Origin of the sequence: Anabaena sp. AL93 (genome assembly GCF_001672085.1) — a bacterium.
Lineage (GTDB): Bacteria > Cyanobacteriota > Cyanobacteriia > Cyanobacteriales > Nostocaceae > Dolichospermum > Dolichospermum heterosporum.
In genome coordinates this window covers 1-21,725 of the sequence record NZ_LJOU01000084.1, presented here as the reverse complement: position 1 = coordinate 21,725, position 21,725 = coordinate 1, and the positions used below count along the sequence as shown (strand labels likewise).

General features: G+C 38.3%; 18 protein-coding genes, 1 rRNA gene and 1 pseudogene. 11 read left to right on the top strand and 9 right to left on the bottom strand.

The window, feature by feature from the left end:
- Nucleotides 1–24: 24 nt before the first annotated feature.
- A complete protein-coding gene (locus AN486_RS20010) occupies nucleotides 25–2,427 on the bottom strand; it encodes an exonuclease domain-containing protein (RefSeq protein WP_053539370.1) in 2,403 nt (800 codons plus the stop codon).
- A gap of 158 nt (nucleotides 2,428–2,585) precedes the next feature.
- Nucleotides 2,586–3,929 carry a DEAD/DEAH box helicase gene (locus AN486_RS20005; protein WP_053539369.1) on the bottom strand — a complete coding sequence of 448 codons (1,344 nt, stop codon included), beginning with the start codon at nucleotides 3,927–3,929 and terminating at the stop codon, nucleotides 2,586–2,588.
- A 275-nt stretch (nucleotides 3,930–4,204) separates the two neighbouring features.
- Between AN486_RS20005 and AN486_RS20000 the strand changes: the two genes are divergently transcribed.
- The 5 genes from AN486_RS20000 to AN486_RS19980 all read left to right on the top strand — a co-directional run bounded on the left by AN486_RS20000 (nucleotide 4,205) and on the right by AN486_RS19980 (nucleotide 10,229).
- The gene (locus AN486_RS20000) at nucleotides 4,205–5,329 is read left to right on the top strand and encodes a DNA cytosine methyltransferase (protein WP_053539368.1); all 1,125 of its coding nucleotides are present in this window, start codon (nucleotides 4,205–4,207) and stop codon (nucleotides 5,327–5,329) included.
- Between the two features lie 113 nt (nucleotides 5,330–5,442).
- The gene (gene deoC / locus AN486_RS19995) at nucleotides 5,443–6,129 is read left to right on the top strand and encodes a deoxyribose-phosphate aldolase (RefSeq protein WP_039200300.1); all 687 of its coding nucleotides are present in this window, start codon (nucleotides 5,443–5,445) and stop codon (nucleotides 6,127–6,129) included.
- A gap of 130 nt (nucleotides 6,130–6,259) precedes the next feature.
- The gene (gene recO / locus AN486_RS19990; protein WP_290602261.1) at nucleotides 6,260–7,189 is read left to right on the top strand and encodes a DNA repair protein RecO; all 930 of its coding nucleotides are present in this window, start codon (nucleotides 6,260–6,262) and stop codon (nucleotides 7,187–7,189) included.
- Complete coding sequence (locus tag AN486_RS19985) at nucleotides 7,173–8,792, top strand: MFS transporter (RefSeq protein ID WP_290602259.1); 1,620 nt, start codon at nucleotides 7,173–7,175, stop codon at nucleotides 8,790–8,792. The genes recO and AN486_RS19985 overlap by 17 nt, the downstream gene beginning before the upstream one ends.
- A 288-nt stretch (nucleotides 8,793–9,080) precedes the next feature.
- On the top strand, nucleotides 9,081–10,229 hold the full coding sequence (locus AN486_RS19980) for a glycosyltransferase family 4 protein (RefSeq protein WP_027401627.1): 1,149 nt from the start codon (nucleotides 9,081–9,083) through the stop codon (nucleotides 10,227–10,229).
- Between the two features lie 62 nt (nucleotides 10,230–10,291).
- Here AN486_RS19980 and AN486_RS19975 read toward each other — a convergent pair whose 3' ends face one another.
- Complete coding sequence (locus AN486_RS19975; RefSeq protein ID WP_290602256.1) at nucleotides 10,292–10,537, bottom strand: hypothetical protein; 246 nt, start codon at nucleotides 10,535–10,537, stop codon at nucleotides 10,292–10,294.
- Nucleotides 10,538–10,711: 174 nt separating this feature from the next.
- Nucleotides 10,712–10,942 (bottom strand): RNA chaperone Hfq, encoded by a 231-nt coding sequence (locus AN486_RS19970; RefSeq protein ID WP_053539364.1) that lies wholly within the window; start codon nucleotides 10,940–10,942, stop codon nucleotides 10,712–10,714.
- A gap of 118 nt (nucleotides 10,943–11,060) precedes the next feature.
- Here AN486_RS19970 and dapF point away from each other — a divergent pair, with 118 nt between their 5' ends.
- The 3 genes from dapF to AN486_RS19955 all read left to right on the top strand — a co-directional run bounded on the left by dapF (nucleotide 11,061) and on the right by AN486_RS19955 (nucleotide 13,476).
- Nucleotides 11,061–11,900 carry a diaminopimelate epimerase gene (dapF, locus tag AN486_RS19965; RefSeq protein WP_290602254.1) on the top strand — a complete coding sequence of 280 codons (840 nt, stop codon included), beginning with the start codon at nucleotides 11,061–11,063 and terminating at the stop codon, nucleotides 11,898–11,900.
- 697 nt (nucleotides 11,901–12,597) lie between these two features.
- On the top strand, nucleotides 12,598–13,197 hold the full coding sequence (locus AN486_RS19960) for a Uma2 family endonuclease (protein ID WP_174763373.1): 600 nt from the start codon (nucleotides 12,598–12,600) through the stop codon (nucleotides 13,195–13,197).
- A 21-nt stretch (nucleotides 13,198–13,218) separates the two neighbouring features.
- Nucleotides 13,219–13,476, top strand: a complete 258-nt coding sequence (locus AN486_RS19955) for a hypothetical protein (RefSeq protein WP_290602251.1) — start codon at nucleotides 13,219–13,221, stop codon at nucleotides 13,474–13,476.
- Between the two features lie 256 nt (nucleotides 13,477–13,732).
- On the opposite strand, the gene AN486_RS19950 is transcribed toward AN486_RS19955, so the two are convergent.
- Entirely contained in the window at nucleotides 13,733–15,265 is a 1,533-nt protein-coding gene (locus tag AN486_RS19950) for a GMC family oxidoreductase (RefSeq protein ID WP_053539362.1), read from the bottom strand.
- Nucleotides 15,266–15,715: 450 nt separating this feature from the next.
- Between AN486_RS19950 and AN486_RS19945 the strand changes: the two genes are divergently transcribed.
- Both AN486_RS19945 and AN486_RS19940 read left to right on the top strand, forming a co-directional pair.
- Complete coding sequence (locus tag AN486_RS19945) at nucleotides 15,716–17,059, top strand: histidine phosphatase family protein (protein WP_053539361.1); 1,344 nt, start codon at nucleotides 15,716–15,718, stop codon at nucleotides 17,057–17,059.
- A gap of 238 nt (nucleotides 17,060–17,297) precedes the next feature.
- Nucleotides 17,298–18,170 carry a DUF5895 domain-containing protein gene (locus tag AN486_RS19940; protein ID WP_168636901.1) on the top strand — a complete coding sequence of 291 codons (873 nt, stop codon included), beginning with the start codon at nucleotides 17,298–17,300 and terminating at the stop codon, nucleotides 18,168–18,170.
- 89 nt (nucleotides 18,171–18,259) lie between these two features.
- On the opposite strand, the gene AN486_RS19935 is transcribed toward AN486_RS19940, so the two are convergent.
- The 4 genes and pseudogenes from AN486_RS19935 to glyQ all read right to left on the bottom strand — a co-directional run bounded on the left by AN486_RS19935 (nucleotide 18,260) and on the right by glyQ (nucleotide 21,322).
- Complete coding sequence (locus AN486_RS19935; protein ID WP_053539359.1) at nucleotides 18,260–19,486, bottom strand: murein transglycosylase A; 1,227 nt, start codon at nucleotides 19,484–19,486, stop codon at nucleotides 18,260–18,262.
- A 2-nt stretch (nucleotides 19,487–19,488) separates the two neighbouring features.
- Entirely contained in the window at nucleotides 19,489–19,737 is a 249-nt protein-coding gene (locus tag AN486_RS19930; protein WP_027401636.1) for a hypothetical protein, read from the bottom strand.
- A gap of 172 nt (nucleotides 19,738–19,909) precedes the next feature.
- Nucleotides 19,910–20,098 (bottom strand): annotated as a pseudogene (locus tag AN486_RS19925) (hypothetical protein); the annotation flags it as partial.
- Between the two features lie 342 nt (nucleotides 20,099–20,440).
- On the bottom strand, nucleotides 20,441–21,322 hold the full coding sequence (glyQ, locus tag AN486_RS19920; RefSeq protein ID WP_053539358.1) for a glycine--tRNA ligase subunit alpha: 882 nt from the start codon (nucleotides 21,320–21,322) through the stop codon (nucleotides 20,441–20,443).
- Between the two features lie 313 nt (nucleotides 21,323–21,635).
- On the opposite strand from glyQ, the gene AN486_RS19915 reads away from it, so the two are divergent.
- Nucleotides 21,636–21,725: ribosomal RNA gene (locus AN486_RS19915) — 16S ribosomal RNA — on the top strand; the annotation flags it as partial.

Here is a 21,725-nt window from a genome sequence, read left to right as displayed (position 1 = left end):
CTGTAACAATTTACTACAGTGATTTTATTGTTTGGGTAGCGTAAAACCAAACTTTGTAAAAATCCAGTGATACCATTCTTGATGAGTGGTAACGAAAGTTAAAGCTGATTCCAAATCTATATCTAAATCTTTGTTATGAATACTAATAATCAGATCATAAATCAAATCAAAGAGAATCCTATCTTCTTTATTAAACAACATAAAATTCCCATTAGCACTATTTTCTAGTTGTTTAATTCGTTCCTTACCAACTTTAGCAGTAATACCTGGTTGACGTTCATCTCTGATTAAATAAAATTGGCTTTGGGAATTATTAATAACTAATTCATTGAAATTACTAATCCGACTCGTAAAGGGAGTACCACTAATTTCTAAAAAAGCAATTACATGATACTGATTTCCCTTTTCAATAACAATATGTTCTGGTAATACCTTCTTACCTAAACGATATTGGCTTAATTTAAATGACTGGATATGAGTTAAAGCTTCAGCAATATTTTTCAATTTACCAACATCATCACCATCACTAATAATAGATGGATTATGATATTTTTGTTCTAACTCAATTCTATGTTCATTCAGATATTCAATTAGAGGATTTACGGGAATTGTAGTTTCACCAGATAAATAAGTTGCTAATTTATTCTGTAAGTTGCTTAAATCAACAGCATTAGGTGATTGTATCGCTTGAATTAGTTGACTTAAAACTTCCATTGATGTTTGTTGCTGTTGCTGTAAAAATTTTAATTGCTGTTCTATTTTTTCATTACCATCTAATTCCCGAATTGGTTTTCTTTCGTCTGGTAAAGAAATTCCATTAACTCTATGATCATAGTATTTAGCCGCCCGATTTAAAGCTGCCCGAATAGGTTTCTTCCCTAAAATATCATCTAAATCTTCAGGTAAAAATAACTGTTCTAAGGTAATATCTACAGTTTGTATTTTCACTTTGAGAATAGATTTAACTTCCGCTTCTGTTGGTTGACGTAAAGAAACCTGATATTGAGCTACTCTCCCAATAATAGATTGATCAAATATTGTTTGAAATTTTTCCCACCTATCAGGAAATAAATTCAAAATAATTAAACTATTGGGAACATGAGTGAAAATTTCTTTGATACCTTCCCCAAAATTTAACAAAATTTCTTGATTGTGTGGAAGTCCTAAACCTTCTAATTGATCAAAAATAATAATTAAAGGTTCATCCAAAATAGATAATTTACCTAAAACGGAAATAGCTTCTAACGAAAAAGCTTCCTTACTAATTTCTTCTCCCCAATTTGGTAAACCAACGGTTTCAGATTCTTCGTCAGTTAAAACATTTCCGGCTAACCAACGAGTGCTAATATTTCTATATTTATAATCTGTATAACTGCAATATTTAACCATGCCTTTAATGATAGATAAAGCAAAACTACCCGGAGCATAATTACTCATCCACCATTCATTAATAGTCTTTTCTATATATTGCCAATATTCTCGTTTTCGTTGTGTATTTTCTTTACTTAAAGCACTAATACTATTATCTTCTAAATCATATAAGGCTTTTAAAATATCTATATCTTTTTGTGTAACATCTCTATCATTAAGACTAACTATTTTCCGAAAAGTGTTAATAATTAAAGAGTATAATTGAGGTAAATTTCCGGCTTTCTCAACTAGAGATTCTAAAATTCTACTATAAATATGATAAAGTACAGATTGAGCATTATTAGGCTGCCGAACAAACAGTAATCTATTACTTGATAATCTCTCATTAGCCAGTCGCATCATTAAATGAGTTTTACCAGTACCTGGTTCTCCAATAACAACAACACCTTTACTCTGATGATTAGGATCTAATTTGATGTTATTTAAAGAAGTTTGTAAAATCTGAAATTCTCGATGATAAGTATCAGCATAATCTGGATGATGTTGAAAAGGAGTGTCAACTCGACTGCTAGTAAATGGATTAGGTTGTTTTTTGAGATGTTCTAACATAATTTTTCTATAAAGATGATAAGTAAATGTGGCATCATAACTAGCGGTATGTGCCATATTCGGCAGAAAATATTGATTATTAGCTCGCAGATTCAAGTATTTACTCAGATACTCTAAAGAATAACTTTCTAAATTTGGAAAACAGTCTTTAGCTAAAATCCAAGTACAATCAAATTCTAAATTATGCCAAGGTAAACCAACTTGTCGAAAACTATGCTTGAGGATATCAATATCATGTTCTGCATAGTGACAGATAATTTTTTTATCTTCAACAATAGTCAAAAAGTCTGTTAATAAGGTTTTGAGACTTTTGAGATTTAAAACATTTTGAAAACCATGAGAATTACCATCACAAAAACCTTCATAAATTACCACACCTTGACTATTAACAATAGCTAATTCAGTTAAATTTGGGTTGCCTTCAGTATCTAAAATAACAAAGTCCATATTTATCAGTAGATAATAGTAATACCTGTGCTAATTGTATCATAAATTACAAAGAACCGATTTCACCAAATATCAGTTCCCAAACCCCAAAAATAATCCGGGGAATGGGTAAAAGTTGATAATTATCAATTGTCAGTTATCAATTATCAACTCAGCTATTACCTACGTTTACCAGAACGACGTGGTGTAGGAGAACTAGAACCAGGCTTTTTATCCCCTGCGGCTGTGCGTGAAGAAGGCTGTCTAGGTGATTTTGAAGAAGCAGATTTAGGAGCAGAACGACGAGTCCGCTGATTTCCACCACCACCAGAAGGAGCTTTGCGTCCATTGGGAATTGGTTCAGCTTTAATTTCTGGGTTGACTCCAAAACCATCTACCACTTCTTTCGGTAAACGCTGCTCAATGAGTTTCTCAATATCCGCTAACAAATGATGTTCATCAACACATACAAGGGAAATCGCTTGACCTTCCGCACCAGCGCGTCCAGTCCGACCAATGCGATGCACATAATCCTCTGGGACATTGGGTAAATCGTAATTAATAACGTGAGGTAGTTCGCTAATATCAAGACCACGCGCAGCAATATCCGTTGCTACCAATACCTGCAAAGTCCCATCTTTAAACTTGGCTAAAGCATGAGTTCGCGCTCCCTGGCTCTTATTACCGTGAATAGCGAGCGCTTGAATGCGATCTTCACCCAACTGCTTCACCAACCGGTCAGCACCATGCTTGGTGCGGCTAAATACTAATACTTGATACCATTTGTTTTCTCGAATTAGATGAGAAAGTAATTGGCGTTTGCGATCGCGGTCTACATGATAAACTTTTTGTGATACCGTTGCCGCAGTCACATTTCGGCGTGCGACTTCAATCATAGTCGGGTTATTTAGTAACCCAACCGCAAGAGTTTTAACTTTATCAGAGAAAGTTGCAAAAAATAGCAGATTCTGCCGCTGTTTAGGCAAAAGTGAAAGAATACGCCGGATATCATTAATAAACCCCATGTCCAGCATTCGGTCTGCTTCATCCAGTACCAACACTTCCACACGGGACAAATTCACAGTCCCTTGTTGCACATGATCTAACAATCGTCCTGGAGTTGAAACCAAAATATCTACACGGGTTCTCAATTTCTGTTTTTGGGGACCAATACTCACTCCCCCAAACATCACCATTGAATTCAAATTCAAATATTTACCATAATCACGGACACTTTCTTGCACCTGTGCAGCGAGTTCACGAGTAGGAGTCAGAATTAAGGCGCGAATTGGCGGAAATCCATGAGAATTACTAGAAATGCCCTTATTTGCAGACAAACGATGTAACAATGGCAGAGTGAAACTGGCAGTTTTACCAGTACCCGTTTGCGCTCCAGCCATAATATCACCACCAGACAACACCACAGGAATAGCCTGTGTCTGGATTGGTGTAGGTTTATCATATCCCCGCTCAGTGACAGCACGGACAATTTCTGGGGACAAGCCGAGATTAGAAAAAGACATAGAACTCCAAGAATAACATCGGCCTGTCGCCAATCACGGCTTCAGTCTTAGGCGGACGAATGGTTTAAAATACACAAATGGGCAATAAGCACCAAGACTAGGGGCAAATCCCACAGCCTCTGATCATAGCAGAATTATGGTGAAATCTGAACCTCTAGGAATTATCCCTTGTGCTACTTGTACCAATATTAGTATAAATACGCTAAATATTCTTTGTACAATCAATATAATTCCTAAGAAAGCTAAACAAAAAATTAAACCGTTCATAATGTCAAATGTCTACCCCCCTTATCTTCTCATTCTTTTCCGGTTCAGGCTTCCTCGATTTAGGTTTTGAAACCACAGGCTATAACATCGCTTACGTTAACGAAATCTTCCCTCCATTCATGTCCGCATATCGCTATTCACGGGAAATTCTCAATCTCCCCCAACCTGAATATGGATATCATCAAGAAGAGGCCGCAGACGTAAGTAAATTAATAGTAGGAACACCAGCACAACGATTAAATGAATTAGTCAAAGATTCTCGTAAATCAAATAATGTAATTGGCTTTATTGGTGGTCCACCCTGTCCTGATTTTTCTATTGGTGGCAAAAACAAAGGACATTTAGGTGATAATGGTAAACTCTCATTTGCTTATGTTGAATTAATTTGTCAAAATCTACCCGATTTCTTTTTATTTGAAAATGTTAAAGGTTTGTGGAGAACTACAAAACACCGTTTATTTTTTGAAGAACTAAAAATTAAATTACAAAAATTCGGTTATATCTTAACAGAACGGTTAATTAATTCTATTGAATATGGTGTCCCTCAAGATAGAGATAGAATTATTTTAATAGGCTTTCAAGCTAAATTTCTCAAAGATATAAAAATCAAAGATGAATTTACTTTTCCTTGGGAAAACCATATTTTATATCCTCAAGAACAAATATTTACGTATCCTTGGAATAAATGCGAGCCATTTCAAGAGGATTCCATAATTCCTTGTCCTAAAAATATTCCTGAAAAACTCACTGTTGAATATTGGTTTAGAAAAAATCACGTTCTCAACCATCCTAATGCTCAACATCATTTTCAACCAAGAGCAGGTAAAACAAAATTTGCTACTATTGCTGAAGGAGATGATTCCAAAAAATCATTTAAACGTTTGCACAGGTGGCGTTATTCTCCCACAGCTTGCTATGGTAATAATGAGGTGCATTTACATCCTTATAAGATCAGACGCATTTCTGTAGCCGAAGCTTTAGCAATTCAATCTTTACCCGAAGATTTTTCCCTTCCAGAAAATATGTCACTTACGAATATGTTTAAAACCGTTGGTAATGGTGTTCCCTACTTAGCAGCAAAAGCCTTAGCACAAACTATTCTTGACTTTTTAAACACTGGTTCGCAAGAATAAGGGCGCAGGCCCTGCGCCCCTACTTTCTGACTTCTCTTGATATGTAGTTTAATATATAAGAAATACTTTAATTTTCATCAAGTTTAATCAACTTTACACCAAAAACAAAAACGATGGCAGCAGACTATCCAAATATTGATATTGCACCATTTATTGATCACTCTCTGCTATTACCAATTGCCACCCCAGAGCAGATTAGTCAATGGTGCGACGAAGCATATAGATATAACTTTGCAGCGGTATGTGTAAATCCCTGCTATGTCAAGCAAGTAGCAGAACTTCTCTATAAAAAAAATCCTCAAGTTTGTACAGTCATTGGTTTTCCCAATGGTGCAAATACTTCAGCCGTAAAGTTATATGAAGCTAAAGAAGCAGTAGACAATGGTGCTACTGAGTTGGATGTAGTTATTAATTTAGGGTGGTTAAAAGCGGGAAAAACAGAGGAAGTTCACCGAGAAATTGCCACAATTTGTGAAGAAGCTGGACAACCTGTAAAGGTAATTTTAGAAACTAGCTTGCTGACGGATACAGAGAAACAAATCGCTGCGGAACTGGCTTTGGATGCTGGTGCTGCATTCTTAAAAACTAGTACAGGTTGGAATGGTGGCGCAACTGTAGCTGACGTGAAGCTTTTGAAAGAGATAGCAAAAGATCGTGTAGGCATCAAAGCATCAGGAGGTATTCGCACTCATAATGATGCTTTAGAGTTAATTATGGCTGGTGCGACTAGACTAGGTACATCCCGCGGTGTGGATTTACTTCGTCAACGCAATTACCCAGAAAAAGAAAAGAGTGAGTAGTCAGTCGTCCTTTGTTTAGCTGTTCTTTGTCAGTTGTCCTTTGTCTGTTGTTCTTCCTTTACTACTGACCACCGACTACTGACTACTGACCACTGACCACTGACCACTGACCACTGACCACTGACTAAAAATGAGTAAAACCTACAAAGCAACTGGTATTAATCTCAAGGCGCAAGCATTGGGCGAATCTGATAAAATAGTTACAATTTTAACTCAAGAATTTGGTTTAATTCGGGCAGTTGCGACGGGAGTACGGAAACAAAACTCCAGCTTGGGGGGGAGAATGGGGATGTTTGTCATTAATGAATTACTCATTTCCCAAGGACGAAATCTCGATAGAATTACTCAAGCTGAAACTATCAAAACTTATCCGGGTTTATCTAAGGATTTGGGTAAATTAGCTGCTAGTCAATATTTAGCGGAAATAGTTTTGTGTCAAGCGTTAAGCGAACAACCGCAAACAGAACTTTATGAGTTATTTAATGAGCATCTTCAGCGGCTAGAGGATATACCAAAAATAGAAATAAACTGTGTAGTTGCCTATCTAGCTCAAGGTGTATTTCAACTTTTATCCTTAGCGGGACTAACACCACAAGTAGAGTCTTGTTGTTTAACTCAACGGCTTTTAACCCCAGACTGGACAAATCCCCATTGGCAAGTTGGATTTAGCATTCCTTCTGGTGGCATAATTTGTTTAGACGCTTGGAAAACCTTGCGAACAGAAATGGAGCAGGAGAAACGGGAAAATAGGGAAATGACACAAACAAGCCAGACAAATGTTTCCAATCCCCAATTCTGGTCTTCTAACCCTAGCTATGAAACGGTTTTTCACCACCAGGAGTTACCAATTATTTCTCGTCGGTTGAATGGGAAACAACTGGTTATGCTTCAACATCTGTCGGAAACAGAGATAATACAAATAGATGTGGCCGACTATTCTGGATGGTTAGCTGTTGAGCAAATTTTACGCCAGTATGTTCAGTATCATTTAGGACAACCTATTCGCTCTGCCACTTTGATTGATTCCTATTTTGCCGCCAACCATGATGCAATCGTCTGATTTAAATAAAAAAAGCCGAACTCACTCACCTAGCGACGCTAAAAAAAAGCATAAAGCATCAGATCATAATGTTGCTTCTGCTCCTAAACTTAGTCATATTCATAGTCCAGAAATGTCACTAAAAGATGTTTCTGAAGATGGAAGTTGCCCATCAGAAATTCCATTAACTGATATTTCTCAAGGCTCAGAAATAAAATCTGATCCATTATTAAAAGGTGCGGAATTGAATGGTAAATTAACGACGGATTTAACGCCGGAAACATTGCCATTAATAGATGCCGATTCTGGGGGTACGGATTCTGCAAATAATCAACAGGCGGGGTTTTTACCTGTATTAAAAAACCCTAACTTTCTCGCTCTTTGGGCGGGTCAAGTTTTCTGTCAATTAGCCGATAAGGTTTATTTAGTATTGATGATTGCTTTGATTAATAGCCAGTTTCAAGCTAGTGATCAAAGTATTAGCGGTTGGGTTTCGGCTTTAATGATAGCGTTTACAATTCCTGCCGTATTATTTGGCTCTGTAGCTGGGGTATTTGTAGATCGTTGGTCAAAAAAAGTTGTTTTGGTAGCATCAAATATTTGGCGTGGTATTCTGGTTTTACTTATTCCTACCCTGTTATGGTTAACCCATGATTGGCAGCCTATTGGCGTTTTGCCTGTGGGTTTTTTGATTATTTTAGGAGTAACTTTTTTGGTTTCTACCTTAACACAATTTTTTGCCCCGGCAGAACAATCGGCTATTCCTTTAATAGTCAAAGAACAGGATTTGCTTTCAGCTAATTCTCTCTACACAACGACAATGATGGCTTCGGTGATTGTGGGTTTTGCGGTAGGAGAACCAGTGTTGGCATTAGCAGACGGACTGTGGGGGCAATTAGGCGGTGGTGGGGGATTGGGTAAGGAAATTTTGGTGGGTGGTAGTTATGCGATCGCTGGGTTAATATTATTTCTACTCCAAACTAACGAAAAACCCCATCCCCCGGAAACAGAATTTCCCCATGTTTTGTCAGACTTGCGCGACGGGTTACGTTACCTCCAAGAAAATCATCGCATCCGCAATGCTTTATTACAACTAATTATCCTATTTTCTGTCTTTGCCGCCCTGACTGTGCTGGCAGTTCGTATGGCAGAAATTATTCCCAATCTGAAAGCCTCTCAATTCGGCTTTTTATTAGCATCTGCTGGTGTTGGTGTGGCTATTGGGGCGACAATTCTCGGACAATTTGGACAACGCTTTTCCTATAAACAACTGAGTTTTTGGGGTTGTCTAGGTATGACAGGATCTTTAATTGGTTTATCACTGTTCACCACTCAACTTTTACCCGTGCTGCTATTTATAGCTTTGGTGGGAATATTTGGGGCTTTGGTGGGTATCCCTATGCAAACTGCAATCCAAACCGAAACACCCCCAGCTATGCGAGGTAAGGTATTTGGACTGCAAAATAACGTGATTAATATTGCTCTTTCTCTCCCCTTGGCTTTAGCTGGTGTGGCGGAAACTTTTATCGGCTTAAAAGCAGTATTTTTTACCTTAGCTGCGATCGTCTTAGTTGGCGGTCTCTTTACTTGGTATAATTCTAGTGAGTCCTCAGATGGCAAATAGCCAGAAACTGCATCAAACTATTGGGTTTCGTGCTAAACTTAATCCAGCAAGATGCAAAATACTTGCTGGGAATCAACCAAATAATCAGCATATTAATTTGTAATCAAGTTAAAAACTTTATGAATTATTAGCATTATCAATAAAGCTATTGATTGTTTAACTGCCCAGATTATTTAGGTTTTAAAGTTAGAGATATCTGAGTTTTTGTGAATACCAAAAATTCGGCTATAACAACTTCATAATAAAAACAGTATATTTTACCCTCGTTTTTTTATAGATAACCGAAGAATGCGTATAGCTTGGATTGGAAAAAAAACACCCTTTTGCGGTAACGTCACCTACAGTCGAGAAATTACCAACGGATTACTAGACAGGGGACACGAGGTTAGTTTTCTGCACTTTGCTCAAGAAGAAGCGACAACTGACAATTGGCCTAATTTTCAAGAAGTTCCTTTACCATTTATCTACAAATCTCAGGTTTACACAATTCCCTCTTTCAAAGCAACTAAGGTTTTGAAAGATTCACTACGGGAAATTAAACCAGATATAGTCCACGCTTCTCTGACTCTATCAACTTTAGATTTTGTTTTACCAGAAATTTGCGAAGAGTTAAATTTGCCCCTCATTGCTACTTTCCACACTCCATTTGCAGGGAAGGGAGCAAAATTAATATCTAGTACCCAGCTTTTAGCTTATCAACTTTATGCTCCCTTTTTAGATCATTATGATCGGGTAATTATCTTTTCCCAAATTCAACGGGAATTACTCTCAGGTATGGGGGTTGGGGACAGCAAAATTGCTGTGATTCCTAATGGTGTAGATCCTGTTAAGTATTCTCCCGGTGTTTCTCATGTTAAAGCCGAATTCGGGGCTGAACGTTTGTTTGTTTATCAAGGGAGAATCGCCCAAGAGAAAAACGTTGAATCTCTCTTGCGGGCTTGGAAGCAATCAGATATGGGTGTTAATACCAAATTATTGATTGTGGGTGATGGTCCATTAAAGCCTTCTCTGGAGTCATTTTATGGTCGAGAACATGGCATCATCTGGTTAGGATTTATCGCCGATGAAAATCGCCGGATCGAAATTTTACGAGGGGCGGATGTATTTATTTTACCTTCTTTGGTAGAGGGATTATCCTTGTCTTTATTAGAGGCTATGTCCTGTGGTGTAGCTTGTTTAGCTACTGACGTGGGTGCAGACGGGGAAGTTTTAGAAAAGGGGGCTGGTGTAGCGATTAATACAAGCAGTGTGCGATCGCAGTTAAAGACCCTATTACCACTATGCCAAGATCATCCAGAGTTAACCACATTGTTGGGAGAAAAAGCCAGGAAGCGAGTATTAGAACGCTATACCTTAAATGATAATATCACCCAATTAGAAGAGCTTTATAGCCAAGTTCTCGCCCAGCGTCCTTTAACACTAAGCTGGGGTATTTAAACCTCCGTAGGGGCGGGGTTCCCCCGCCCTTTATCAGTCTTCCTTGTAAGGCGTTAAAATTATCACGTGATCATTGGTAAACTTATGTCGAATCCTACACTATCTAGGTATGGTTTCCAGTCAAAAGCATTAATATCTAAACTGGTAAGAAAATTATTGATGATTGGGTTTAAAGGAATGTAATTGGGTACAGGGTTTGTCCCGATAGCTGTAGTCGGACCAGTAGTCGTACCACCTACTATAATTTTTTGTTGGTCAATAGATATGTCTGCGAATACAGGTATATCTGTGATGCGTATTTTAGACATTGTAAAAATATCCTTAACGTTGATTAGTCTCGCTAAATTCCACCGTTAATTTAAATATTAGACAAAGCAATAATATCCAGTCAATCCGATAAGCAACTAGAAGCAACACAGTTTTATATAGATTTAAGTAGGTTGGCGTTAAAAATTGTTGGCATTCTGTGGGTTTAGTCCTGTTTAGGCTACTGTATCACTGAATGGTTTCATGTAGGCGATCGCCTGTTTCCAAACCATAATTTGCTCATTATTACCATCAAAAACACAGATACAATTGTGATCCTGCCAAAATATGCGACCTGTAATCAAATCACCAGTCATTAATCTAAATTCGACGGTTAATTTTTCTTTAATACACTTCTGGACTTGACGAATGCTAGGTAGGGAAGTATCAAATTGATTAGTTGCCATATATTATACTGGTAATTGGTAATTGGTAATTGGTAATTGACGACTGACAACCGACAACTGACAACTGACAAATTTTTTAATAGTATGAATGAATCTTTAATAATTCATTTAGGGCAAAATGGCAATCGAATTTACTAAGTATCACGGACTCGGTAATGATTTTATTCTTATTGATAACCGTTCCTCATTGACACCAGTATTAACACCAGAGAAAGCTGTACAGTGGTGCGATCGCCATTTTGGGATCGGAGCAGATGGTGTTATTTTCGCACTTCCTGGACAAAAAGGCACTGACTACACCATGCGAATTTTTAACTCCGATGGTTCAGAACCGGAAATGTGTGGGAACGGGATTCGCTGTTTAGCGGTATTTTTGACAGACCTAGAAGGCATTTCCCGGACAAAAGATAAATATCATATTCATACCTTAGCAGGTGTGATTGCCCCCCAACTCACTGATGATGGTCAAGTTAAAGTGGATATGGGTGAACCCCGGTTATTAGCAGAAGAAATTCCTACCACTTTATCACCTAGTGAGTTTCAAGTCATTAATCAACCCTTGGAAGTAGCCGGGAAAACTTGGGATGTTACCTGTGTCAGCATGGGAAATCCCCACTGTATCACCTTTGTGGAAGATGTTGCGGCGATTAATTTAGAAAGCATTGGTCCCCAATTTGAAAATCATCCCGTATTTCCTAAAAAAACCAACACCGAATTTATTGAAATAGTCAATCGTAACTATTTGAAAATGCGCGTTTGGGAAAGAGGTGCTGGAATTACCCTCGCTTGTGGTACAGGTGCTTGTGCGTCCTTGGTAGCGGGTGTATTGAACGATAAATGCGATCGCACCGCTACCATAGAATTACCCGGCGGCCCCCTAGAAATCGAGTGGTCAGAACTTGACAACCGGATTTACATGACAGGACCAGCCGAACGAGTATTTACAGGAAAATATTAAATAAATTCAGCCTGTTTTGAGTTCTAAGTTATGCAAGCGATTGTCTACAGAACTATTGTAGGCGATCTGCTTGCAGCAGTGCTAGTTCCCTCCGGGACGCTCCGCGTAGCAAGATCCCGTAGGGTACGCCATCGCACTGTGCTAATTGATTTGTTTTTGGTATAATTATGAGAGTTTGGACTAATTATCACAGTATTTCCAGCTAAATCTTAAAACCTTCTCATCTTATAATGAGAGTTATTTTAGTCAACAGATGATAAGATTACTCATTGACCAATTTAACACAGTATGTCACGAATCAGCAGAAAATTGATATTAATGCAGAAATTTCTAAATATATCAATAGTTTAATTGTTAAGGAGTATGAATTAAATAAAGTGCAAAAGTAGGGTGTGTTAGCGACAGCGTAACGCACCATTTCAGGTTAAGTCAGAATTGCAGGTTATTAAATTTGCGTTCCTAAGGAGTATATCAACGAGTACAATAGAATTAGTGCATAAATAGTGAAATCGGCGGTTAGAAACCGCATCTACACAAACAAAACCTGCCTTCGCAGGTTAAAGACCTTAATTTAATCTTAATCCGCGCAGGCGGACTTTGTTTGTATAGCCGCGTTGGCGGAGCGTGGCGAAGCCATATTCTATTCGCCAGGGCTGTATAATTATTGATATTAGTTTCATCTGTGGAGTTAAATCTAATGACACAAGCTGCAATCACAAATTTAGAATTAATTCAACCTTTAGCTAATCATCAGGCTTTGACAGATGAGCAATTTATGTTATTGCAGGAAAATGATAATCTTTATGAATATGTGGACGGAGAGCTAATTATAGTGGCAAATTCAGGTGTAGAACATGGCTACTTAGCTCTAACTCTTGGATATTTTTTAACAGGTTTTGTGCGTGATCATAAACTCGGTATAACTTGTGATTCTAGCACTGCTTTTAAAATGAAAACTGGTAACAAAAGATCACCCGATCTGGCTTTTATTTCTAAGGAAAGGTTACAAGGTTTAAAACGATTACCCAAAGGTTTTTTTGATGGCGCTCCTGATTTAGCTGTAGAAATTATTTCTCCTAATAATACTTTTGAAGAAATTCATAATAAATTAGTAGAGTATTTTGAAAACGGAACTCGTTTAGCATGGGTAATTTTGCCAGATGAAGAATGTGTATTAGTTTATCGCAAACCTAAGCCATCACAGCTTTTGCAATTGGAAGATAGTCTTAATGGAGAAGATGTTATTCCTAATTTTAGTCTGCCTTTGATAGAGTTATTTCAAGAATTATCTTTTTAGATTAGATATATATTTTCAACTATGCAGCATTTAGACAGTTTAGATTTTGCTAGAGGAGCAGACGGAACTCAGGTATTATTATCAAATAACGACAGATCACCACAACACTTTTTTTATCATACACTTTTAAAAGTTGACTTGTCTAATTATGGATACGCTAGACATTTCAAATTCTTAAAACAATCAAAAATATTATTAACTCAAATTGCTAGTTATCTAGTTAAGGCTGATACTTCGACTATGGCTACGCCACGCAGGCGATCGCCAATAGGTAATTAAGTAGGTTGGCGTTGAAAATTGTCGTTATGGCAAGGCAAAAGGCACTCATGCAAGAGGCAAGAGTGAAGAGGGTTTAGGCGATTTTACATTTCTTTACACAGTTTGGTTTTATTGTGTTCACCTACTTAGTGATAAAATCCCTATTTTCATCCTGTACATCCTTTAATCCTGGACATCCTGATTCTGAGAAAAAATGCTTACCGTGACCTGTAGGGGTTTCCCCGCCCTTAATTATATTCCATCCCCACCACAAATACTATATCCTTGTCAATAAATGTTCTCCCACCCGCAAAGCATTAGCAATAATAGTTAATGAAGGATTTACCGCAGCACTAGAAGGAAAAAAGCTCCCATCAACAACATAAAGATTATCAACATCATGAGTCCGACAATTGATATCTAGAACCGAATTATTGGGATCTTCTCCAAAACGACAAGTACCACATTGATGAGTCACTTCTCTTAAACCCATTTTTTGAGGAATATGTAAAGTTCCAGGTGATTGAAATACAGAAATTGATTGTAAAACCTGAATCCATTGCTGAATTAATTTATTAAAAGCCCTTTGATTATTATGAGTATATTCCAGGAAAACCTGCCCATTTCTACTCAAAACCCTATTATTAAAATCTGGTAAATCCTCTGTGATTACTAACCAAGATAGGGAATGATTCGCTATAGCCTCAGCTATAAAATTAGGCATCAAAGGCGGACCATAAGCAAGTATTTTATCCTTATTTGCCCCACCCAGTAATTGCACACTCCCCATAGGATAAGCAAAATCTTGATTTCCCCAATAAAAATCAGTAAAAGCCAAAGTTTTCGGAAAAATTGTATTATTCAACTTGGTATTTAAAGTCATGACCACAGCAAAATTATGTGTCATGTAATTGCGTCCCACAAGATGAGAACTATTAGCTAATCCATTGGGGTGTTGCTCATTAGCAGATTTCAGTAACAGCAATGCCGAATTAACTGCACCACAAGCTAATACCACAATATCCCCAGAAAATATCTGCCGTTGATTTCCTATTTCTACTTCCACTCCAGTCACTTCTCGACCCGATGGGCTAGTATGTAAACATACTACCTTTGCTTCAGTTATTAATGTGATATTTGCATAAGTCATTGCTGGACGAACACAATTGATATCCGCATCAGCTTTACCATCAATTAAACACGGAAAACCATCACAAGTATGACAACGAATACAAGCACTTAAACTCCGATTTACCTCATTGAGTTTGATAGCCAGTGGTTGATAAAAAGGATGAAAACCTTGATATTTTAAAGAGTCATGGACTTCTTGAATATAAGGCTCATGACTCAATGGTGAAAAAGGATATTCTTGATTAATCTGCGGTTCAGTAGGGTCAAGTCCTCGCTTACCATGTACATCATAGAGTTTTTCTGCTTCGTCATAGTAGGGAGCGAAATCTTGATATTTTAATGGCCATTCTGGAGAAATCCCATCTTCATGAATAACCTTTTCAAAATCTCGTTCACGCAATCTAAACAAAGTCCCACCATAAAATTTAGTATTACCACCCACATAATAATGTGTGAGAGGTTTGATAGCTTTCCCGTGTTTGTCATACCATAGTTCACTAGTCCGATAGCGTTCTTTCCGAGAAACTTCTTGAGTATCCCAATTAGCTTTTTCTTTAGGTAAAAAATTACCTTGTTCTAAAACTAAAATTTTCTTGCCACTGGATGCTAATTTGTAGGCTAAAGTTCCACCTCCAGCACCAGTACCAACGATGATAAAGTCGTAATGATTGACAGTCATTGTTTACAAAAAGAGGGAACAGGGAATAGGGAATAGGGAATAGGGAACAGGGAATAGGGAATAGGGAACAGGGAATAGATAAGAAACTAAAGTTTCAGAGTTTAAATCTCAGTCAAAAAAGGATGTTTTTTGAGATGCGTAGCACAAAAAAATAGTGTCATTATTTCAATCTCATGTTTCTAAACATGAGTTTTTTCTGTTCCCTATTGATTCCTGTTCCTTCTGAATATTTTTTGCTCTAGAACCGGAGGCAAATACAGCTATTCTAGTTCCACCTATTCAACTAGTTAAAATAGATGAATTATGTTGTTTAAAATTACAGCTTAGTTATTAATTTAGGCTGTATTAATTATTAAGTCTGTATTTTAAAGATCATCAACAAGGAGAGCGATCGCCCGGGCGGAACATTTTGTAGTAAAATTAGGGCTTTGCATAGAGGAAACAAAAAAAATGACCCGTGTGATCATCGTGCGTCATGGTCAAAGTACCTACAATATAGAAAAACGTATTCAAGGGCGTACTGATGCCTCATCTTTAACCGCCAAAGGTCAAAATGATGCCAGTCAAGCTGGTATTGCCCTCAGTAGTATTTCCTTTCAAGCTATTTATAGTAGTCCCCTCCAGCGAGCTAAATCCACAGCGGAAATTATCCGCAGTCAATTGGCTACACAATCTGCTGTCATTCAAATTGATGAACAGTTGGTAGAAGTTGATTTACCCTTATGGGTAGGAATGACTACAAGTGAAGTCCAAGAAAAGTTTACTGAAGATTACCGCACCTGGAAAAAACATCCCCACGAGTTTCGCATGGTTTTAGATGAACCTTCAGGAACTAAAGAACATTTCCCAGTTCTGGTTTTATACGCCCAAGCCAAGCAATTTTGGCAAGATATTCTCCCCCAACACCAAGGGGAAACTATCCTGATTGTGGGTCATAATGGCATCAATCGTGCCTTAATTAGCACCGCGTTGGGAATTTCCCCCAGTCGTTACCATTGTTTACAACAGTCTAACTGCGGTATTAGTATTTTGAATTTTGCCGGTGGTTTAGGCGAACCTGTGCAGTTAGAATCTATGAATCAAACCCAACATCTGGGTGAAACTTTCCCTTCTCTACGTCCTGGTCACAAAGGTGTAAGATTATTATTAGTCCGTCATGGGGAAACGGAATGGAATCGTCAAGGTAAATTTCAAGGACAAATTGATATTCCCCTCAATGATCATGGTAGAAACCAAGCCGCAAAAGCCGCAGAATTTCTCAAAGACGTAAATATTGATTTTGCAGTTAGCAGCACTATGTCCCGTCCCAAGGAAACAGCGGAAATTATCTTAAAATATCATGCCAGTTTAAACTTAGAACTATTTGCTGGTTTGAGAGAAATTAGTCACGGACTTTGGGAAGGCAAATTTGAATCAGAAATTGAGCAAGAATTTCCTGGAGAATTAGAAAGTTGGCGCACAATCCCCGCCAATGTGCAAATGCCACAAGGAGAAAATTTAACACAGGTAAAAGAACGCAGTGTTGCTGATTGGAATACTATAGTCGAAAATGCCCAATCGCAGCAATTACAACTAGGATTGGTCGTCGCCCATGATGCCACTAATAAAACCTTGTTGTGTCATATTCTCGGTTTATCTAACGAGAATTTCTGGAACTTCCGTCAAGGTAATGGGGCTGTGAGTGTCATTGATTATCCTCATGGGATTCAAGGTTATCCAGTTCTGCAAGCGATGAATATTACTGGCCATTTAAGTAATGGTGTTCTTGATAAAACTGCGGCTGGTGCATTGTAGTTGAGATAAGTTGTTAGGGTAATTGATGAATTGCCCTAATATCAAATAGAGTAGGAGATTAAGAATAATTGAACGCAGATAAACGCAGATAAACGCAGATAAGAAGGGATGAATTAATGGATTTAAACAAAAATTGTTACAATCTAATTCAGAAAGTGTCTAATCTCGGAGATAGATGGTACAAAATATGGTACAAACGATAGACTTATTAAACTAAACACGCTGATATTCTAAAATCATGAAAGCATCTGCTAAATTCGACTTTGAAGACGAAAAGTTCAACGCCCCACCGTCCCAAGTGATTCCCTGGGGTTTAATGATCAATCCTCGGTATGGTACAGATGGTTTACAAAGCTATGGTTTAGCGATTAGCCGCGATAATGCTCAATCCGTTGGATTTCAGCTAGATGATAATTGGCAACAGGTGGAACATGAATTTAGTTCTGGAGAAGTAGAAACAATATTTATTACTACTACTCCTAGATTAGTAATAGTGCGTCGTGGTCCGTTGTCGGTACAAGATCGGGAAACCAAGATTAGATTAGGTACATACAAAGATTACAAAGAAGAGTTTTTAGCTGATAAACTTAAATTTAAAATTTATACTCGCCATTTGATTTTTTTAGTCGGTGAAGATAAAAAGTTTTTGCATCAATCACCTCTGCAATTAACTCTGAGTGGTTCACCCGGCGCTAGTTTTGGGAAAAATTACGCTGAATATCAACAAGGGCGAATTACTGGCGGTTTTGCTGGGGAATTGGAAAAAGCTTATGCTGGTTTTCAAAAGAAACCACTAACTCCTAAAGGTCCTTTATTCCATGCTCATGGGATTTTTTGCCCTATAATTGAACCTGAAGAAAGAGGAATAGAACCGAATATTGCTTTGGTGGCTTCAACTGTAGATTATAAACATCCCACGATTTCCACTTTAACAGATTATATGATTGCTTCAGACTCTCCTGAGTCGGAAATTATTTGTAAGGCTTTTGAAGAATACAAAGAATTTGGTAAGGAAGTAATTAAACCAGAGGCTTCTAAGGTAGAAACGTCTGGTGTTACCAATTCTTATGTATATGCGGATGACGATGAATTTAGTTATCCACCTTATTAGGGACTGGGGACTGGGGGAGAAACTTCTTTCTTCTGTCTTCTCTTACTCCTGACAAAGGGCGCAAGCCCTGCGCCCCTACTTACTGACTCCTATTCTTTTAATAGTAAATAGAATAGTGAACCGTTGCCGCCAGAAATACCAGCGCGATCGCCTGCTAATTGACCAGAACCCATGAAATAATCAACTCTTCCTGGTCCTTTAATTGCACTACCTGTGTCTTGATCTAAGACAAAACGGTTAACTAGACGAGATTCCAGTTTGCCACCATTAGTAGGATAAGGAAATGAATTGATAATTAGGGCTAATGCACCCGGTGGCATGAGAGACTTATCTGTAGCAATGGAACGTTCCGCGGTGACAGGGACAACAATACTACCTGTAGCAGGCGTACCGTTGGTTTCTGCAAAGAAAACAAACCTTTCCCAACGGGGTAAATAATTACTTAACTCCTTGGGATTTTGGCGAAAATAAGTAATTAACTTAGGCATGGTTAAACCACTCAGTGGCAGTTTCCCATCTTTTGCCAGTTCTTTACCAATGGAAGTCCAAGCATAATCAGTTCCTCCAGCATAACCAACAGATGTTCTTTGCCCATTAGTTAATTTAATTTGGGCAGAACCTTGGATCTGAACCATGTATGGATCTAGACGATTACTAAACCAGACAATTTCTAACCCTCGTAACTTGCTTTTATCCCCCAGCAACCCATTTTTGCCTTCCAAATCAATCCGTTTAGGATGGGGTTTTGTCCATTTCTGGAAATCTGGCGGCAGACTATAAAGAGGATACTTATATACAGCAGTTCTAACTCGGCTGGCAACATACACAGGCTCATAATAAGCTGTAAACTTAACAGTTCCCTTGCCATCGTTGCCTACAGACTGGTAAAAGACAAACTCTCGCCGCACAGCAGCTTGTAGTTCAGCCGCCGACTGAGAACTCACAACCAATTGCCGAAAGCGTAGCAAACTCCGCTGCACCCGATTGAGGGTAATTTCCTTAATTGGGTAATTTTGATAGGCTGTAACAGCTTTATTAGTTGCCAAATAGCGCAAACTGTTATCTATGGAGGTCAGCAATGCTTGTTTATCACCCTGTTTACCCCAAAGTTGTTCATCTAAACCTAAGCAATTCTGGGGGGTACAAACAGTTTCTAAATTAATAGGTTCGAGGGCTGGTACTACTACAGGTGGTATTTCCGGGGTCACTGGTATCGTGACTGGCTGCGAATTAGGAGCTTGAGCTACAACTGAGGAAAGTGGATTTATAAAGGCAATTCCCAGACTTAAGGCAAGCAAAGTAAGGTTTTTTCTCATGTTTATCTTTCAATACTAGAATTAAAAACAGGTTCTACCCGAATTCCTGCAATCTTGGACGGACGCACCACTAGATATTCGCCTTGAATATTCTTAATCGGTACGTTAATAAACTCATTTGAATCCTGCTTTGGAGTTAATACGCCGCTATACCATTTTTGAAATTCTGGAAAGGTAGAAAAACGCACTTCTTCCCGATGTCCATTGTCTAACAGCAAAAAGACAGCATATTCGTTAGGAGTTCTAGGCATAAATTTACACTACTAAAAATACATCTTCTCCATTGTTAACCACGTCGCACCATAATGAAAAGAATTATCTAGTGGCCTGTCAATTTTGTTTTTGTGTTTAATCGGTTCTCAAATCAAAGATTCCCAAAATTGGATACAGACAATTTTAAGCTTGACAGACCACTAGTCTCTTATAAGGTAAATCAACGGCTTTACCACCCAAAACCATTGCACTGACAAGGGGACATTCAGGAACACCTAATAAACGAGCTTGCGATCGCCCAATTTTCTTACGAACTTGTCACCATCCCCAAGGAATTGCCGTAAACAGCAAACCCAAAATATAACTAAGACAGATAATTATTCCACTCGTCTGCATCATAAATCAAAATAAATGCCAAAGCACCAAGCCTAGGAATCCGGTTTGATTCCTGATAGCGGAGCGCGGCGTTAGCCATATTTTTCTACTTAGGAAGGCAAGAGGCAAAACGATTCCAGAATATTAAGGTGTACCGAGTTTTGTTCAAAAATCAAATAGGAGTCCTATGTATATCAAAGGTATTGAAAAAAATCTGAATAAAAATCCGATTGCTTAAGGGAACACCAAAAAATAAATTACCCAATTTTGTGGGATGGGCATCCTGCCCGTCCTTGATGATTAGCGGGCAAGATGCCCGCACCACAAGAGATTTTTGGGTATTTTTTTAATTGGAAGTCCCTAAGATTAATCTTCTAAAGTATTCATCAAAAGTGGAAAACCTAACTTTTCCCTTTGCTCAACATATAAATGAGCCACCTTCCTCGCCAAATGCCGAATCCTAGTAATGTAACGAGTCCGTTCCGTCACAGAAATTACCCCTCTAGCATCAAGCAAATTAAAAGCATGAGAACACTTAATCACATAATCCAAACTAGGTAAAACCAATCCTCGTTCCGTTAATTGTGTAGCCTCTTGCTCATATAAACCAAACAGCGTCAGCAACATCTCAGGATTCGACGCTTCAAAATTATAAGTACACTGTTCAATCTCACCCTGAAGATGAACATCACCATAAGTAATGTTATCAGTCCACTGAATCTTAGTAATTGCCTCCACTTGCTGAAGGTACATCACCAATCGCTCCAAACCATAAGTGATCTCAATAGACACAGGACGGCAATCAATACCACCACATTGCTGGAAATATGTAAATTGAGTAATTTCCATCCCATCTAACCACACTTCCCAGCCAGTACCCCAAGCCCCCACCGTCGCATCTTCCCAATTATCCTCCACAAACCGAATATCGTGGTCTTCAGGACAAATCCCTAACGCCCGTAAAGAATCCAGATAAATTTCCTGAATATCATCCGGTGACGGCTTAATCAAGACTTGATATTGATAATAATGCTGAAACCGATTCGGATTTTCGCCGTAACGTCCATCAGTCGGACGACGACAAGGTTCAACATAAGCCACAGACCAAGGTTCAGGTCCCAAAGCCCTCAAAAAAGTATGGGGATTCTTAGTACCCGCGCCCTTCTCCATATCATAGGGCTGGGCAATCAAGCACCCATGCTGTTCCCAAAACTGATGCAATATCGCTATTACTGACTGAAAATTCACTATCTACTCTTCCTTGAGTCAACAATGCCTAACCTATTGTGGACTAAACCCAGCATTATGAGCAGTTTTCAGGCAAATAAAAAACAAGCCGAAAAAAGTTTGCTAAAGTAGTTGACAAACCAAAGTAGATTGGATATATTAAATAAGTGCCGAACAGAGCAGCCAAAAAGAGGCAACACTGAACAGCACACCGAACCTTGAAAATATTATAGTTTGAAAGCCAGAATACAACAAGTACCCTGCGTCAGAGAAAGAAAATAACCTGACCGTGGTTGTAAAAACGGTTAAGAAAGAGCTTTATAACAGACGAACCAAAATGGAGAGTTTGATCCTGGCTCAGGATGAACGCTGGCGGTATGCTTAACACATGCAAGTCGAACGGTCTTTTCGGAGATAGTGGCGG